General features: G+C 71.6%; 14 protein-coding genes and 1 pseudogene. 10 read left to right on the top strand and 5 right to left on the bottom strand.

Translation table 11 applies throughout. From position 1 onward, the window contains the following. Nucleotides 1-8: 8 nt before the first annotated feature. From AC2W7E_RS14830 to AC2W7E_RS14820, 3 genes and pseudogenes are all read left to right on the top strand, one after another. Nucleotides 9-980 carry an alpha/beta hydrolase gene (locus tag AC2W7E_RS14830; protein ID WP_485989399.1) on the top strand — a complete coding sequence of 324 codons (972 nt, stop codon included), beginning with the start codon at nucleotides 9-11 and terminating at the stop codon, nucleotides 978-980. After that, nucleotides 977-1,959: pseudogene (locus AC2W7E_RS14825) on the top strand (alpha/beta hydrolase). The gene AC2W7E_RS14830 and the pseudogene AC2W7E_RS14825 overlap by 4 nt, the downstream one beginning before the upstream one ends. Beyond that, a complete protein-coding gene (locus AC2W7E_RS14820) occupies nucleotides 1,956-3,176 on the top strand; it encodes a multidrug effflux MFS transporter (RefSeq protein ID WP_231729416.1) in 1,221 nt (406 codons plus the stop codon). The pseudogene AC2W7E_RS14825 and the gene AC2W7E_RS14820 overlap by 4 nt, the downstream one beginning before the upstream one ends. On the opposite strand, the gene AC2W7E_RS14815 is transcribed toward AC2W7E_RS14820, so the two are convergent. Together AC2W7E_RS14815 and AC2W7E_RS14810 are read right to left on the bottom strand one after the other, a co-directional pair. Then, on the bottom strand, nucleotides 3,170-3,835 hold the full coding sequence (locus tag AC2W7E_RS14815; RefSeq protein ID WP_017204020.1) for an SDR family oxidoreductase: 666 nt from the start codon (nucleotides 3,833-3,835) through the stop codon (nucleotides 3,170-3,172). The two genes, AC2W7E_RS14820 and AC2W7E_RS14815, sit on opposite strands and share 7 nt — an antisense overlap. Nucleotides 3,836-3,871: 36 nt before the next feature. Beyond that, nucleotides 3,872-4,411: a hypothetical protein gene (locus AC2W7E_RS14810; RefSeq protein ID WP_485989398.1), complete on the bottom strand. Its 540-nt coding sequence runs from the start codon at nucleotides 4,409-4,411 to the stop codon at nucleotides 3,872-3,874. A 66-nt stretch (nucleotides 4,412-4,477) separates the two neighbouring features. Here AC2W7E_RS14810 and AC2W7E_RS14805 point away from each other — a divergent pair, with 66 nt between their 5' ends. After that, nucleotides 4,478-5,062 (top strand): TetR/AcrR family transcriptional regulator, encoded by a 585-nt coding sequence (locus AC2W7E_RS14805; protein WP_126894337.1) that lies wholly within the window; start codon nucleotides 4,478-4,480, stop codon nucleotides 5,060-5,062. A gap of 103 nt (nucleotides 5,063-5,165) precedes the next feature. Further along, nucleotides 5,166-7,154, top strand: a complete 1,989-nt coding sequence (locus tag AC2W7E_RS14800) for a primary-amine oxidase (protein WP_249520551.1) — start codon at nucleotides 5,166-5,168, stop codon at nucleotides 7,152-7,154. A 104-nt stretch (nucleotides 7,155-7,258) separates the two neighbouring features. On the opposite strand, the gene murQ is transcribed toward AC2W7E_RS14800, so the two are convergent. Together murQ and AC2W7E_RS14790 are read right to left on the bottom strand one after the other, a co-directional pair. Then, nucleotides 7,259-8,191, bottom strand: coding sequence for an N-acetylmuramic acid 6-phosphate etherase (gene murQ, locus AC2W7E_RS14795; protein WP_485989397.1), 933 nt, complete (start codon nucleotides 8,189-8,191; stop codon nucleotides 7,259-7,261). After that, nucleotides 8,181-9,071: a BadF/BadG/BcrA/BcrD ATPase family protein gene (locus AC2W7E_RS14790; protein ID WP_085606737.1), complete on the bottom strand. Its 891-nt coding sequence runs from the start codon at nucleotides 9,069-9,071 to the stop codon at nucleotides 8,181-8,183. Before AC2W7E_RS14790 ends, murQ begins: the two co-directional genes overlap by 11 nt. Before the next feature lie 102 nt (nucleotides 9,072-9,173). Here AC2W7E_RS14790 and AC2W7E_RS14785 point away from each other — a divergent pair, with 102 nt between their 5' ends. Then, on the top strand, nucleotides 9,174-10,031 hold the full coding sequence (locus AC2W7E_RS14785; RefSeq protein ID WP_025103870.1) for a MurR/RpiR family transcriptional regulator: 858 nt from the start codon (nucleotides 9,174-9,176) through the stop codon (nucleotides 10,029-10,031). A 15-nt stretch (nucleotides 10,032-10,046) separates the two neighbouring features. Here the strand turns inward: AC2W7E_RS14785 and AC2W7E_RS14780 are convergent, their stop codons facing one another. Beyond that, complete coding sequence (locus AC2W7E_RS14780; RefSeq protein WP_485989396.1) at nucleotides 10,047-11,189, bottom strand: DUF998 domain-containing protein; 1,143 nt, start codon at nucleotides 11,187-11,189, stop codon at nucleotides 10,047-10,049. Nucleotides 11,190-11,293: 104 nt separating this feature from the next. On the opposite strand from AC2W7E_RS14780, the gene AC2W7E_RS14775 reads away from it, so the two are divergent. From AC2W7E_RS14775 to AC2W7E_RS14760, 4 genes are all read left to right on the top strand, one after another. Beyond that, nucleotides 11,294-12,250: an AraC-like ligand-binding domain-containing protein gene (locus tag AC2W7E_RS14775; RefSeq protein ID WP_025103869.1), complete on the top strand. Its 957-nt coding sequence runs from the start codon at nucleotides 11,294-11,296 to the stop codon at nucleotides 12,248-12,250. 880 nt (nucleotides 12,251-13,130) lie between these two features. Then, nucleotides 13,131-13,919 (top strand): MoaF C-terminal domain-containing protein, encoded by a 789-nt coding sequence (locus tag AC2W7E_RS14770; protein WP_485989395.1) that lies wholly within the window; start codon nucleotides 13,131-13,133, stop codon nucleotides 13,917-13,919. A gap of 188 nt (nucleotides 13,920-14,107) precedes the next feature. After that, on the top strand, nucleotides 14,108-14,530 hold the full coding sequence (locus AC2W7E_RS14765; protein ID WP_025103867.1) for a nuclear transport factor 2 family protein: 423 nt from the start codon (nucleotides 14,108-14,110) through the stop codon (nucleotides 14,528-14,530). Between the two features lie 33 nt (nucleotides 14,531-14,563). Beyond that, a complete protein-coding gene (locus tag AC2W7E_RS14760) occupies nucleotides 14,564-15,730 on the top strand; it encodes an ABC transporter substrate-binding protein (protein WP_485989394.1) in 1,167 nt (388 codons plus the stop codon). Nucleotides 15,731-15,846 lie beyond the last annotated feature (116 nt).

Genomic DNA, 15,846 nt, shown 5'->3' with positions numbered 1-15,846 from the left:
GGAGAACCATGACCATCCCCGTCCCCTTCGATCCCGACGTGCAGGCCGTGCTCGACGAGATCGCGAAGAACCCGCAGCCCGCGCTCACCCGCGAGACCCTGCCGCGCGACGGCGTCGACCGGATGTTCCCGGACAACGACACCGTGATCGCCGGCCGGGACATCACGTGGGAGGACCGCGTCATCCCCGGCCCGCCCGGAGCCCCGGACATCGAGGTCACGATCTTCCGCCCCACCGGTTCCGAGACCTCGACGCTCCCGGGCTTCGTGAACATCCACGGCGGCGGCATGATCGTCGGCCACCGCTCGTGGGAGACGGCTCGGGTCGTCGACATCGTCGCGGAGCACTGCGTCGTGGCCGTGAACGTCGAGTACCGCCTCGCACCGGAGGACCCGTACCCCGCGGGCGTGGAGGACTGCTACGCGGCCTTCGTGTGGACGCACGCCCACGCCGCGGAGCTCGGCATCGACCCCGCGCGCATCGTCGTGGGCGGAGGCAGCGCGGGCGGCGGTCTCACTGCGGCCGTCGCCCTGCTGGCTCGCGATCGGCGGGGCCCTGTCATGGCCGGGCAGCTGCTGCTGTGCCCCATGATCGACAACACCAACACCACGGTCGCCAGTCGGCAGTATGACGGCATCGGCACCTGGCAGCGCGACATGAACCTCCTCGCCTGGTCATGCGTCCTCGGCGAGGAGCTCGCGTTCAGCACCGAGGCCCCGGCCTACGCCGCACCGAGCCGCGCGACGGATGTCTCCGGCCTCCCGCCCGCGTACATCGAGGTCGGCGAGGCGGAGATGTTCCGCGACGAGGACACCGCGTACGCCCTCCGGATCTGGGAGACCGGCGGTCAGGCCGAACTGCACGTCTGGGGCGGCGGCGCCCACGGCTTCGACATGTACATGCCGGAGGCCGAGATCACCCGCGCCGCCCTCGCCGCCCGTGCCTCCTGGCTGCGGCGGATCTGGCGGGCCGCCGCATGAGCACGCCGGAACCGGTGCCCTACGACCCGGAGCTCGTCGCCGGACTCGACGCCTTCGTCGACCTCGTGGAGGTCATCCCGCTGCGCGCGGACACGATCCACGCCAACCGCGACCACTTCGCCACGATCATCCCGCCGATGGCCGTGCAGGCGGACGGTCGCGCCGTGACCTGGGAGGACCGGGTCATCCCCGGCCCCGTCGGGGCTCCGGACCTCGAGATCACCGTCGTGCGCCCGGCGCCGCGCCCACGGACCCGGCACCGGCGGTGCTGTCGATCCACGGCGGCGGCATGGTGCTCGGCACGCGCTTCTTCGGCACCGCCGAGCTCATCGACCTCGCCGAGCGGCACGGCGTCGTCGGGGTCGCGGTCGAGTACCGCCTCGCCCCCGAGCACCCCGGACCGGCACAGGCGGAGGACTGCTACGCGGCGCTGGAGTGGATGGTCGCCCACGCCGACGAGCTCGGCATCGACACCTCCCGCATCATCGCCTCCGGGCAGAGCGCCGGGGGCGGGCTCTCGGCGGCGGTCGCGCTGCTCTCCCGTGACCGCGGCGGGCCCCGGCTGGCCGGGCAGCTCCTCGGCTGCCCGATGCTCGACGACCGCAACGAGACCCCGTCGAGCCACCAGTACGACGGCTTCGGCGCCTGGGACCGGAACAACAACGACACCGCGTGGGACGCGATCGCCGGGGCGGACCGGTTCACCGATCGCGTGTCGCCGTACACGGCACCGGCACGGGCCACGGATCTGTCGGGACTCGCTCCGGCGTTCATCGAGGTGGGCGCCGCGGAGACCTTCCGCGACGAGGCCGTCGACTACGCGTCGCGGATCTGGGCCACGGGCGGGCAGGCCGAACTGCACGTCTGGGCGGGCGGCTACCACGGCTTCTCCGGGTTCTCCCCCGATGCCGAGGTCTCCCGGGCCGCAGTGGCCGCGCGGGAGAGCTGGCTGCGCCGCGTGCTGCGCCTCGAGGGATGAGTCTTCCGTTCGCCGCTGACGCCCCGCGGCCCCGCATGGGCACTCTGCGGGCGATGCTGGTGCTGGGCATGCTGGAAGCCTTCGGTCCGCTGTCGATGGACCTCTACCTGCCGCAGCTCCCCCAGCTCGCGGCCTCGCTCGGCACGACCGAGGCCCTGGCGCAGGCGACGATGTCGGCGTGCATGATCGGCCTCGGCCTGGGACAGCTCGTCGCCGGTCCTCTCAGCGACCGGCTGGGCAGACGCCTGCCACTGCTGGTCGGCGTCGCGGCGTTCGCGGTGCTCTCCGCGGTGTGCGCCGTCGCTCCGAACATCGAGCTGCTGCTCGTCGCGCGCTTCCTGCAGGGGCTGGCGGGATCGGCGGGCATCGTGATCTGCCTGGCGATCGCCCGCGACCAGTTCGAGGGGGTCGAGCTCTCCCGCATGCTCTCGCTGCTGTTCCTCGTCTCGGGCACCGCCCCGATCATCGCGCCGGTGGTGGGCGGTCAGCTCGCCCGCATCATGGACTGGCGCGGGATCTTCGGGGTGCTGTCCGCGGTCGGCGTGCTGTTGCTGCTCGTGGTGGTGTTCGCCCTGCCGGAGACCCTGTCGCCATGCGCCCGTCACCGCGGGGGCCTCCGGGTCTGGAGCGCGCACGCCGGAGCGGTCGTCCGCGACCGGCTCTTCGTCGCCGTGCTGTGCGCCGCGGCCGGAGGCGGTGTCGCGTTCTTCACCTACCTGTCGATGTCGTCGTTCGTGCTGCAGGACGAGTTCGGTCTCAGCCCGCAGGAGTTCAGCGTCGCCTTCGCGGCCGGCGCCCTGGCGAGTATCGCGGGCAGCCAGTTGAGCCGACTCGTGGTGCGGCGTTGGGGGCCCCTGCGCGTCTACCTGGGCGGGATCACCGCGACGCTCCTGGTGACGACGGCTTTCCTCGTGCTGGCGCTTCTGGGCGTCGGCATGAGGGGTGTCGTCATCGCGTTGGTCGCGTTCATGCTGTGCTCCGGCATCGGCGGGCCCAATGGTCAGACGCTGGCGCTCGCCCATCACGGAGTCCGTGCCGGCACCGCTTCGGCCCTTCTCGGGATGGCGACATTCCTGTTCGGCCCCGTGCTCGCCCCCGTGGCCGCCGGTCTCGGCGGGACCACGGCCATCACGATGGCCGTGACGATGACGGTCGCGGCTGCGGCAGCGGCGTTCGCCGCCTGGGCCTTCGTCCGGCCCGCGGCCCGCGATCAGTAGCGGGCCGAGAAGGCGCCGTCCGCCTGCAGGAGCTGACCCGAGATCCATCGCCCCTCTTCTGAGACGAGGAACTCGACGACGGCGGCGATGTCGGCGGGTCGCCCGAGCCTGCCCAGCGGCGTCATCTCCCCCAGGGAGGTGCGGGTCTCGTCATCCATCCAGCCGGTGTCGATCGGGCCGGGGTTCAGCACGTTCGCGGAGATGCCGCGCGGACCGAGTTCGCGGGCGGCGGAGATGACGAGCCGATCGAGCGCGCCCTTGGAAGCGCCGTACGGAAGGTTGCCGGTGACGTGATCGCTCGTGAGCGCCACGATCGCGCCGCCGTCCTCGCCGACCTGGCGTGCGAACGCTGCGATCAGGAGCAGGCTCGCCCGCGCGTTCACAGCGACGTGCAGGTCGAAGCTCTCCGCCGTGGTGTCGAGGATTCCGGACTCGACATCGTGCGCGTGGCTGAGGATCAGCGCCGAGATCGGACCGTGCTGTGCATTCACCTCCGCCACGAGGGATGCGGGGCCGTCCGGCGTCGACAGGTCCGCCGGGTGGTCGGCGTCGCGCAGATCGCTGGTGACGACCGTCCACCCCGCGGCGCGCAGGCGCGGGACGATGCCGGCGGCGATGCTGTTCGCGCGGGCGGCACCGGTGATCAGGGCGAGGGGCATGCGTTCACGGTAGCGGACCTCCCTCACGCTCCACGATCACATCCCGGCGCACATCACGACGACACCGCCGGCCATCGCCCAGGACTCGACCGTCAGCGACCGCGCCGCTCCCCCGCGGTGCAGCTCAGAACGGCGCCACGAGGCCGCGAACGCCCACCCGACGACCCCGAGAGAACCCACCAGCACGAACGCCGAGAGCACACCGCCGAGACCATGCCCGCCGTGACCAAGAGCGGCCTCGACGCCGGCGACCGACCCCGGGGTCGAGGCGGATTCGAACATGCACGCCGCCATCACGAGCGAGCCCAGCGCCCGGTGGCAGCACGCGGGCGCGGACGGCGTTCCGCGCACCCCCATCGTCCCGAGCATGGCCGAGAGCAGCAGCAACGCACCCCAGATGATGTCGCCCAGCGCGTCGAGGACCCCCGCGGCCATCAGCAGCATCCCCGACGCCATCACCCCTGCCGCCTGGCGTCCCTGCCACGGCACGGCACGGCGCGCAGCGAGGCAGGCGCCGGCCGACACGAGCGCCGCCGCCGCCATCAGCCACGATGCTGTCGGGAGCAGGATGTCCACAACCGAAGTATATTGATCGGTCGCTCAAAAAAACGAGACCCGGTCGCAATGCGACACAATGAGCACGTGCCCCGCATCGTCGACCATGATGAGCGTCGCCGCCAGATCGCCGACGCGCTGCTCGTCGTCGCCGCCAGGGACGGTCATGAGAGCGTGTCCTCGCGGGCGGTCGCGAAGGAGCTCGGCGTCGCGACCGGCTCCCTGTGGCACTACTTCGACGGCTTCGACGACGTCGTGCGCGCCGCGGCGGCCGAGGTCACCCGCCGCACCGACGAGCGCATCGCCGCAGCCACGACCGGGCTCCGCGGACTCGCCCGCCTGCGGGCCCTGATGGGCGAGGTGCTCCCCGTCGACGAGCGCACCCGCACCGAGGCGCACGTGGTCGTCGGCTTCTGGGGGCGCCTGGCCACTCTCGCCCCGGCCCCCGATGCCGGAGCGCCGACTCTCGCGACGTGGCAGGACAGCATCCGGGAGGCCCTGGACGAGGCGGCGACCGACGGCGAGCTGCGCCCCGACACCCCCACCGGCGACCTCCTCGCCCTCCTGCGCTCGATCACCTACGGCCAGCAGGTCGTCGAGGTCACGGAGCCGCAGACGCCGGAGGCGCACTTCGCGGTCCTCGACAGCATCCTCGCTCCCTGGCGACGCTGACCTCGACATCGCCCACACGCCACGGTTGTGCACCCGTGCACGCCGTCGTATCATCGTGCCAACCCGTTTCTTGAGCGTTTGCTCGAAAATAGTGAGGTCAACGATGTCCCCGCACTCCCCGCAGCCCGTCTCCCTCGAGCCCATCGCCGCTCCGCATCCGCTCGATCCGCTCACCGGCGCCGAAATCGCCGCGGCGCGCCGCATCCTCGACGCGGCAGGTCTTCTCACCGAGACCACCCGCGTGCCGATGCTGCTCCCCGACGAAGCCACGAAGGAGGAGCTCGCGGCCTGGCGCCCCGGCTCCCCCATCGACCGCCGGGTGGACGTGACGCTGCTCGACACCGCCACCGGCGTCGCGACCGAGGTGATCGTCTCGATCACCCGCGGCGAGGTCGTGCGCCAGGACCGGGTGCCCAACGACGCCCCGCCCTACGGCCAGCCGCAGTACCTGTTCGAGGAGTACGAGCGGGCCGAGGCCATCGCCAAGGCCTCGCCGGAATGGCAGGCGGCCATGCGCCGTCGCGGCCTGACGGACCACATGGCCCTCGCCTTCTGCTCCCCCCTGGCCCCGGGCTACACGGGCCGGGCCGACGAGGTGGGCCGCCGCGTGATCCGGTCCCTCACCTTCCTCCGATACGACGAGCAGGATTCCCCGTGGGCGCACCCCGTCGAGGGGCTGATCGTGCACATCGACCTCACCACGGACAGCGTGATCCGCGTCGAGGACGAGGGCGACGTGCCGGTCCCGGCCGGACACGGCAACTACTACCCGGAGGTGCAGGGCGCGGCGCGGACGACGCTGAAGCCTATCGAGATCACCCAGCCGGAGGGGCCGAGCTTCGGCGTGTCCGGCTCGCTCGTCGAGTGGGAGGGCTGGTCGATGCGCGTGGGCTTCAACGCCCGCGAGGGTCTCGTCCTGCATGACGTGTCGTTCCAGGGGCGCTCCGTGCTGCACCGGGCGAGCGTGCCGGAGATGGTCGTCCCCTACGGCGACACCGCCCCCGGGCGCTTCTGGATCAGCTACTTCGACGCGGGCGAGTACCTCCTCGGCAAGAACGCCAACCATCTGGAGCTCGGCTGCGACTGCCTCGGCGTGATCCGGTACCTCGACGGCTACGTCGCCGACGACCACGGCCACCCGGTGCGCATCCCGAACGTGATCTGCATGCACGAGGAGGACTACGGCATCCTCTGGAAGCACACCGACCTCTCCGGGCGCTCCGACGTGCGGCGCTCGCGGCGCTTCGTCGTCTCGTACTTCTCCACCATCGGCAACTACGACTACGGCTTCTACTGGAACTTCGGCCTGGACGGCTCGATCGAGGTCATCGCCAAGGCCACGGGCATCGTGTTCGCCGGTGCCGGAGAGCCGGGGGTCCGCCAGAAGCACGCCACCGAACTCGCCCCCGGCGTCTTCGCCCCGGTCCATCAGCACCTGTTCTGCGCGCGCCTCGACGTGGCGATCGACGGCCAGGACAACCGCCTCGTCGAGGTGGATGCGCAGCGGGTGTCGATGGGGCCGGACAACCCGTTCGGCAACGCGTTCACCTGGTCGGAGACGGTGCTGGAGACCGAGCACGCCGCCCAGCGCGAGGCCGACTCCTCCGTCGCCCGGGTGTGGGAGGTGCAGAGCGCCTCGCGGACGAACCACGTCGGCCGCCCGACCGCCTATCACCTCGTGCCGGAGCCGACCGCCCTGCTCATGGCCGACCCCGCGTCGTCCGTCGCGGCGCGCGCGGCCTTCGCCACGAAGCACCTCTGGGCGACCCGGTACGAGCACGGCCAGATCTGGCCGGCCGGGCGCTATCCCAACGCGCACCAGGGCGGCGCCGGCCTCCCGGAGTACACCGCCGACGACCGCCGGATCGACGGCGAGGACATGGTGCTGTGGCACACCTTCGGGCTCACGCACTTCCCCCGGCCGGAGGACTGGCCGATCATGCCCGTGGACTACGCGGGATTCTGGTTCAAGCCCTACGGCTTCCTCGACCAGAACCCGGCCATGGACGTGCCGGAGTCCTCCCAGGCGCACGGCGGTGCGACGGCGACCTCCTGCTGCGGCGGCGGCGACTCCTGCGCCTGCAGCCACTAGCGAGCGTCCGGCGGTGCCACGCCGTCGCGGGTGCGAAAAGGTGCCCCGATGGCTCCGGGCAGGAGCTTTTCGCATCCCCCACCGCGGGGAGAGCGACGACCGACTCAGGTGAGGGCGGCGATCGCGTCGCGAAGGATGCCGTCGGCGTCCGCCAGTGCCGCCGCGGCGGTCTCGGCGGACGCTCCGGTCGCGAGCAGGAGCAGCGCGAGCTTGACGGAGCCGTCCGCGGCCTCCAGCGCGGAGGACGCGGCGTCGACGTCGACGCCCGCGAGCTGCGACACCGTGCGGATCGAGCGGGCGTGCAGCTTCTCGTTCGTCGCCAGCAGGTCGACCATGACCCCGCGGTACGTCTTGCCGAGCCTGATCATCGAGAGCGTCGTCAGCATGTTCACGACGAGCTTCTGCGCCGTGCCGGACTTCAGCCGCGTGGAGCCCGAGATGAACTCCGGCCCCGTGACGACCTCGATCGCGATCTCGGCCTCCGCGCCGATCGCCGACCCGGCGTTCGACGCGATCGCCACCGTGAGCGCGCCGAGGCCCCGGGCGTACCGCAGCCCGCCGATGACGTAGGGCGTGCGGCCGGATGCCGAGATCCCCACCACCGTGTCCAGGTCGGTGAGGTCGAGGTCGCGCAGAGCGACGGCCGCGGCCTCGTCGTCGTCCTCCGCGTTCTCCACCGCCGAGCGGATGGCCGTCTCCCCGCCCGCGATGAGCCCCACGACCATCGACGGGTCGGTGCCGAAGGTGGGCGGGCACTCGCTCGCGTCCAGCACGCCGATGCGTCCGGCCGTGCCCGCTCCGATGTAGATGAGGCGACCGCCGCGTCGGAACCGCTCCGTGATGCCGTCCACCGCCGCCGCGATCTCCGCCGCGCGACCGGCCACGGCCTCGGGCACGCGCCGGTCCTCGGCGTTCATGCGCTCGACGAGCTCGGTCGTGCTCAGCAGGTCGAGGTCGCCGCGCTCGGTGGTGGAGGCCTCGGTGTCGAGGCCCGCGAGCTCGGCGAGGAGGGTGGTCAGACGGGGGTCATTCGGCACGGTGCACGAACCTTTCATGGGGGAGGTCGAGGCGACGGGTCAGCAGCAGGGCCCCGTCCATGGCGCCGCCTCGCGCGGGGACGACGCGGTGGCCGCTCGTCTCCAGGGCGCGGGTCAGGGCGGCGCGGAAGCCGTCGTGGTCGGTGAGGCCGCCGTGCAGCACGACGTCCGCTGTCGCGCCTGCGGCCGCAGCGGTCGTCGCCGCGAGGAGCCGGACGGCCTCGTCCACGATCCCGATGGCGACGGCGTCGTCGTCTGCGGCCGCGGCGAGCACGAGGGGCGCGAGGGTCGCGAGGCGGCGGGCGAGGGCTCCGTCGGCGGCGAGCCAAGCCTGGATGGCCGAGGGCGGGCCGACGGGGGCGGCGAGCGCCGCGGTGAGAGCGGTGGGCGCGGCCAGCCCGTCGTGGGCACGGAGCACGGCGCGCAACGCCTCCCGGCCGAGCCAGGATCCGCTGCCGAAGTCACCCAGCTCGGGGCCCCAGCCGTCGACCAGACGCGCTCCGGAGGGGTCGACGCCCAGCGCCACGGCTCCGGTGCCGGCGATGAGCAGCACGCCGGCCGCGCCGTCGAGAGCGCCTGCATGGGCGGTGACCACGTCCGACGCCACGGCCACGCGTGCGCCGGTCCGTGCGGCGAGCGCGGCGGCGAGTTCCGCGGCCGCCTCCGGGGCGAACCAGGCGCCGGCCGCCCCCACGCCGAGCGTGTCGATGCGCCCGACGTCGTCGAGCAGCGGGAGAATCGCGGTGAGCGCCGCTTCCACTCCGCCCGCCGCGGCGAGGCCCGGGGCTCCGAGCCCGGAGCGCTCCCCGGCCGTCGCGCCGTGCACGACGAGGCGGCAGCGGGACTTGCCGAGATCGACGGTGGCGGTCGTCTCGCTCATCGGCACTCCTCGGATCCGGCGGAAAGAAAGAAAAGCGACTACACAACACGTAGACTCGCTGAAAAGAATTTACCATCCCGTTCCGCCGTTCCGGAGGATACCGTGAGCATCCAGTCGACGATCGAAGCCGCCGCTGCGACCCTGCCCCCGTCCCTGGCCCGCGTCGCGGCCGCCGTGCGGGAGAACCCGAGCCTCGTGATCGACAAGACGATCAGCGAGCTCGCGACGGAGTGCCACACCTCGGTCGCGTCCGTCGTCCGATTCTGTCGGGCGATCGGCTTCACCGGATACGCGCCGCTGCGCATGGCCCTGGCCACCGAGCTCGGCAAGGAGGCCGCCCAGTTCTCCGCCCGCGGCGCCTACGGCTCCGAGATCTCCGACGAGGACTCCCTGGAGGAGGCCGTCTCCAAGCTCGCCGCCCTGGAACTCCTCGCGATCGAGGAGACCGTCGGACAGCTCGACTTCGCCGTGCTGACGGCGGCGGTCGCGGCCATCGACGGCGCCGACCGCATCCTTCTGTACGGCATCGGCGCCAGCCAGTTCGTCGCGGAGGACCTCGCGCACAAGCTGCTCCGCGTCGGCCGCAACGCCCACGTCCTCTCCGACCCCCACGAGGCGATCGCCGCCGCCGTGCTCCCCGTGGGCACGACCGTCGCTATCGGGTTCTCGCACGCCGGGTCGACCATCGAGACGGTGCGGTTCCTCGAAGCCGCCGTCGCCAACGGCGCGACGACGGTGGCCGTCACCTCCGTGAAGGACTCCCCGCTCGCCCAGGTCGCCGACCACGCCCTGTTCACCGAGGTGCGCGAGTCGACCTTCCGCGCCGGGGCGATGGTGAGCCGGATCGCCCAGCTCGCCCTCGTGGACTGCCTGTTCATCGGCGTCGCCAAGCGCCGGTACGCCGAGACCGTCGACGCCCTGCAGCGCACGCGTCAGGCGACGCGCCTCCTCCGCGACTGACGACGCCTCGCCCCGTCAGTCGAGCGCCGACTCCGGGGTCGCACGGGCATCCAGGCGCGTCGCGGAGGGTCCCATCGTGCCGGCGGTGCGCAGGAACACGATGATCCAGCTGAAGATCAGCACGGCCGCGATGAGCTCGACCGCCGTGAGGTTGTAGTAGCCGACCGCGAAGAACGCCCCCAGCAGCACGATGACCAGCACGTACGCCCAGCCGAGCCCCACGAACACCCGCGGGATGCTGCGCACGAACCACGGCAGCCCGACGACGATCACCGCGAACACCACCGCCATGCCCGTCGCGACCGTGTTGTGCAGGCCGAAGAACTCGTCCACCGGGAAGATGCCCACGCACGCGAGGAAGATCCCCATGAGGATGAGGCCCCCGCGCACGATCGTCCGGCCGCGACGGTCGACCGGGTCGTCGACGGGCAGCCCCGCGGTCGCATAGCGGGAGATGGTCGTCACCATGATCCCCGCGATGATGAGGGTCACGTTGAAGGCCACCGAGGCGCTGTTGCTGCTCATGCCCAGCGCGGACAGGTTGTCGCGCCACCAGTGCACGTCGCTCGACGCCAGCATCGCCGCGAACGCACCCACGACGAGGAACACCGCCAGCACCAGCGACAGCACGGTCGGCGTCAGTGCGACGGCGCTGAGGAAGGCGACGTAGCCGGTGAGTGCGAAGGCCACCGCGACGAGGATCGCCCCGGGGAACGGGAAGACCGGGGCGTCGACGAAGCTCTGCTCCAGGAGCTGCGCGATGCCGAGCCAGCCGAGGTAGGCGATGGCGGCGTGCGCGAACGCGATGGCGGCGAGGTCGTACCAGCGGAGCCGGTCGCCGGGAACCGCGAATCCGTCCCTCGCGACCGACGAGTCGGGCTCCGGGGCCCGCACGGCGAGGCGTCCCAGGGCGAAGGCGAGCGCGGCCGCGATCGCACCGCCGTACGCCGCGAACATGCCGATCGATCCGGTGCCGCTGATCGAGAGCTGGTGCCCCCAGAACACCGGCAGGGCCACGAGGAATCCCCCCAGCAGGAACGCCGCGCCGACGATCAGCGCCGTCGCCTCGAACACCGCGTCCGAGGTGGCGGGTCCACGCACCTGACGGAGCACGTGCCGGATCCGCTGCCCCACCGTCGCCATCATCCCGCCGCTCACGGACCACATCCTAGACGGCACCCCGCGCGGCCGTCGCCGGTGGTAGCATCGCGGAACGGATCGTATACAACGTCGTCGTTCCCACCAGCCCGAGGTGATCAGTCATGAACGGTGCCCTCACCACCCCCGCCGAATCGGTGTCGACCCTCGTCGCGCGCAACATCAGCGAGTTCCGCGCCGCCGTCTCCGAGTCGTTCGTCCCCCTGCAGGTGTCCTCCGCGGGCGCCGACCAGTTCCGCGGCGTGATCCGCGGTGCCGCCGTCGACGAGGTGCACGTCAACGACATCCGCGCGACCTCGCACGTCGTCGAGCGCACCACCGAGCTCATCGCCCGCGGCGACCGCTCGTACTTCAAGGTGAGCCTGATGCTCGCCGGGACCGGGCTGCTGATCCAGGACGACCGCGAGGCCGTGCTGCAGCCGGGCGACCTCGCCGTCTACGACACCGATCGGCCGTACTCCCTCGTCTTCGATCAGGACTTCCGCACCATGGTGGTCATGTTCCCGAAGCACCTCATCAGCCTGCCCGCGGACATGATCGGGCAGCTCACGGCCGTCCGCATCTCCGGGCAGGAGGGGCTGGGCGGCATGGTCGTGCCGTACCTGACGCAGCTCGCCGGGAACCTCGACGAGCTCGCCGGCACGACGGGGGCCCGGCTCGCGCACAGCGCCCTCGACCTCGTGACCACCGTGTTCACGCGGGAGCTCGGACTCGACCAGGCCTCCGCCGACCCGCACCGCGCCCTCATGCAGCGGATCCGTGCGCACATCGACCGCAACCTCGCCTCCACCGACCTCGGTCCGGCCTCCATCGCCGCCGCGCACTTCATCTCCACCCGCCACCTGCACGGGCTGTTCCAGGAGCAGGGGGTGACCGTGTCGACGTGGATCCGCACCCGCCGCCTGGAGCAGTGCCGCCGCGACCTCCTCGACCCGATGCTCGCCGACCGCCCCGTCGCCGCGATCGCCGCCCGCTGGGGCTTCGTCGACGCCGCGCACTTCAGCCGTGCGTTCAAGACCGCCTTCGGCGTCTCCCCCAGCGAGTACCGCGCCACCCACTGACCCTCTGTCCCGTCCCGCGCCCGCCCGCCTGGCGCCCGCCCGCCCCGCGCCCGCCGGATCAAAACCGCCCCGCTACCGCTCGCCCCGCGCACGTTCCTGATCCCGCACCGTCCCCCGCCCCGCGCGCGGGATCAAGAACGCACCCCGCCCCCGTCCGGCAGGGGCACTTTCGATCCCGCACCACGGCGACGCCACACGCAGCGCGTCGGGCATGAGATCCCCGGGCGGGATCACGAACGTGCCTCACCCACGTCTGACAGGGACGATCCTGATCCCGCACCGATGCGCCGCGCGCGACGGCACGCGCCGTCCGCGTGCAGGGTCAAGAACGCACCGCACCCGCGACCGATAGGAACCCTTTCGATCCCGCACCGTACGTGGCGGGACGCGTGACTCGATACGGGATCAAGAACGCACCCGACGTGCGTCTGGCGAGGGCACTTTCGATCCCGCGCCGACGAGAGGCACGCCGTGCGCGAGAGGGCACCGCGCCCGCGTGCGGGATCAGGAACGGGCTCCACACCCGTGCGGCAGGGGCGTTTTCCGTCCCGCGCCGGGGTGACCGCAGGCGGAACGTCGGTGCGGGATCAGGAACGGGCCGCCGTTGGGCGCGGCAGGGGCGCTTTTGATCCCGCACGGGGGCCAGGGGCGGGGGCCGGGGACGGAACCGGAGGGCGGAGCTGCCGTGGGGACGGAACCGGTACGGGGCATCCGCGGGGGCGGGACTTGCCCGGGAGGGCACGCCGGTTGACTGTCGGTGCGGGATGGACTCCGCGCGCTTGAGGGCTCCCCCGGGCCGGCCGGAGCATGAGGCAAGCGCATCGCGACGACGCGGTGCCCGGGGCGACGAGGCCCCGCCGTGTGCGACGTCAGGACCCTCATGACCGACATCTCCACCGACCCCGCTCTGGACGAATGGCGCACGTACGACGAGTTCGCCGCGGGCATCGACACGTTCCGCCTGCCGAGCACGACGCTCCCCGGAACCGCGCTCTCGCTCACCCTCGACGACGACACCACGCTCGCGCTCCGCTTCGACGAGGACTCCGTGACCTGGGAGGGACTGGGCTCCTCGGGACGCGACCCCTATGACGCGGTCCGCGTGCGCGACGACGTCGTCTTCGTGAACATCCCCTTCGAGACCCGCGAGCGCGAAGCCCTCACCGTCGTCTTCTCCACCACGACCCACCGCGCCACCGTCATCCGCTCCCGCATCGCGGCGGAGGCCGTCGAGGGCACCCCGCAAGTGGGACAGGACTTCTGGGCCGCGACCACCGACGCCGGCCCCGCGACCGGAGAGGTCCCCGGTCCGAGCCGCGACCTCATCGGCAAGCGGAACATCTACCGCTACAGCCCCCACCATCTGTACGAGCACGTCTACGTCTCCAGCCAGCGCTACGCGTGGCAGTGCCTCGAGGGCGTCCAGCGCGGTCACGGCGACATGGACCTCTCCACGGTGTGGAAGTTCGCGGACGGCCTCTACCTGTTCTGCTTCCGCGAGTTCCGGATCGCGGTGGCGAGCGTCTGGCTCCACGACCTCGGCTACCAGCTCATGACGACGGGGATCTTCCTCGGACTCAACGGCGACGGCGAGTCCGAGCACTCCCGCGCCGGCGGGCACATCTACCCCCTGGGCGCCGTCGCCTACCCCGACGCGCAGCCCGTCTGACCCTTCGACCCTTCGACAGGCTCAGGGACCCCCCTTCGACAGGCTCAGGGACCCAGCTTCGACGGGCTCAGGGACCCACCCTTCGACAGGCTCAGGGACCCAGCTTCGACAGGCTCAGGGACCCAACCTTCGACAGGCTCAGGGACCCACCCTCGACGGGCTCGGGGACCCGGAACGAAAGAGAGCACATGAGCAACGCAGACCTCATCCGCGAGCACTACGCCGCCAACGACCGCGGCGACCTGGACGGCATGCTCGCGCCCTTCGCGGCCGACATCGAGTGGACGGAGGCCGCCGGGTTCCCCTACGCCGGGACCTACATCGGCCCGGACGCGGTCGCCGAGAACGTCTTCGGCCGCATCCAGGAGGAGTGGGACGACTACACCGTCGCGATCGACGAGGTCGTCGACGGCGGCGACGTCGTGGTCGGCATCGGCACCTACTCCGGCACGTACAAGCGCACCGGGCGGTTCTTCGCCGCCCGGGTGGCCCACGTCTGGCGCGTGGCGGGCGGCGAGATCGTCGCCTTCGAGCAGTTCACCGACACGGAGCTCGTGAACCGCGCCCTGCGCGCGCCGTCGACGAGCACCGACACCCAGCCTTCGAGCTGACAGCACGACCCGAACAGGAGAGGCAGGAAGCACATGAACAGACGAGCATCCGGCACCGCGGCGGTCATCGCCGTGGCCGCCCTCGCTCTCGCCGGCTGCGCCGGTGGCGACGGAGCCGGGGGCGAGGGCGCCCCCATCGTCGTCGGCTCCGTGAACACGATCAGCGGTCCGGCGACGTTCCCGGAGGCCTCGCAGGCGGCCGCCGCCGTCTTCGACGCGTTCAACGAGGAAGGCGGCCTGGACGGCCGAAAGATCGAGTACAAGATGCTCGACGACAAGGGCGACCCCGCCACGGCCACCGCCTCGGCGCGGGAGATCGTGGGCAGCGACGAAGCCGTCGCACTCGTGGGCTCCGCGAGCCTCATCGAGTGCGAGATCAACGCGAAGTACTACGAGCAGGAGGGCATCCTCTCGGTGCCCGGCATCGGCGTCGACACGGGCTGCTTCGACAGCGAGAACATCTCGCCGGCCAACGTCGGCCCGTTCAACGACATGACCCTCACACTGCAGTACGGCTCCGAGGTGCTCGGACTCGACGACATCTGCATCCTGCTGGAGATCGCCGGCTCCACCCGTCCGACCTATCAGGCGGCGATCGACACCTGGACCGAGATCACCGGCAAGGAGCCGAAGTACGTCGACGACACCGTGCCGTACGGCGCCTCCGACTACACGCCCTACATCGTCAAGGCGCGCGACCAGGGCTGCAAGGCCCTCGCGATCAACCCGGTCGAGCCCGACGCGATCGGACAGGTCAAGGCCGCGAACGCGCAGGGCTGGGACGACGTGACCTGGCTCTACCTCACGAGCGTCTACAGCGAGAACTTCGCCGACGCGATCGACGACGCGGGCGCCGGCATCTACGTCCCCGCCGAGTTCTACCCGTTCACGGACGACAGCGAGATCAACGCGGACTGGCGGGCGCTGATGGAGGAGAACGACATCCCCCTCACCTCGTTCAGCCAGGGCGGCTACCTCGCGGCGACGTACTTCATCGAGGTGCTGAAGAGCATCGACGGCGACATCACCCGGGAGAGCGTCTCCGAGGCGCTGAAGGGCATGGACCCGATCGAGAACCCGATGGTGGGGACGCCCTACGCCTTCGGCACGCAGAACACCGCGGGCTGGCCGATCATCCTGAAGTCGGGCACGAACGCCTGGGAGAAGGTCGCCGACGACTGGCTCCGGATCGGCGAATAGCCCCGCGCTTCGACAGGCTCAGCGACCCACGCGGGGTCCCCGCGCTTCGACAGGCTCAGCGACCCACCCGGGGTCCCCGCGCTTCGACAGGCTCAGCGACCCACCCGGGGTCCCCG

Source organism: Microbacterium sp. CFSPD4_SD4, assembly GCF_057364585.1.
The sequence above is the reverse complement of the archived record's forward strand: the minus strand, read 5'-3'. Positions and strand labels throughout refer to the sequence as shown.

Coding starts and splice junctions, on each gene's coding strand:
- AC2W7E_RS14790 (WP_085606737.1), bottom strand. CDS start 9,071: ATGAGCGAGACGACCGCCACCGTCGATCTCGGCAAGTCCCGCTGCCGC.
- AC2W7E_RS14770 (WP_485989395.1), top strand. CDS start 13,131: ATGACCGACATCTCCACCGACCCCGCTCTGGACGAATGGCGCACGTAC.
- AC2W7E_RS14760 (WP_485989394.1), top strand. CDS start 14,564: ATGAACAGACGAGCATCCGGCACCGCGGCGGTCATCGCCGTGGCCGCC.
- AC2W7E_RS14775 (WP_025103869.1), top strand. CDS start 11,294: ATGAACGGTGCCCTCACCACCCCCGCCGAATCGGTGTCGACCCTCGTC.
- AC2W7E_RS14820 (WP_231729416.1), top strand. CDS start 1,956: ATGAGTCTTCCGTTCGCCGCTGACGCCCCGCGGCCCCGCATGGGCACT.
- AC2W7E_RS14830 (WP_485989399.1), top strand. CDS start 9: ATGACCATCCCCGTCCCCTTCGATCCCGACGTGCAGGCCGTGCTCGAC.
- AC2W7E_RS14800 (WP_249520551.1), top strand. CDS start 5,166: ATGTCCCCGCACTCCCCGCAGCCCGTCTCCCTCGAGCCCATCGCCGCT.
- AC2W7E_RS14765 (WP_025103867.1), top strand. CDS start 14,108: ATGAGCAACGCAGACCTCATCCGCGAGCACTACGCCGCCAACGACCGC.
- AC2W7E_RS14815 (WP_017204020.1), bottom strand. CDS start 3,835: ATGCCCCTCGCCCTGATCACCGGTGCCGCCCGCGCGAACAGCATCGCC.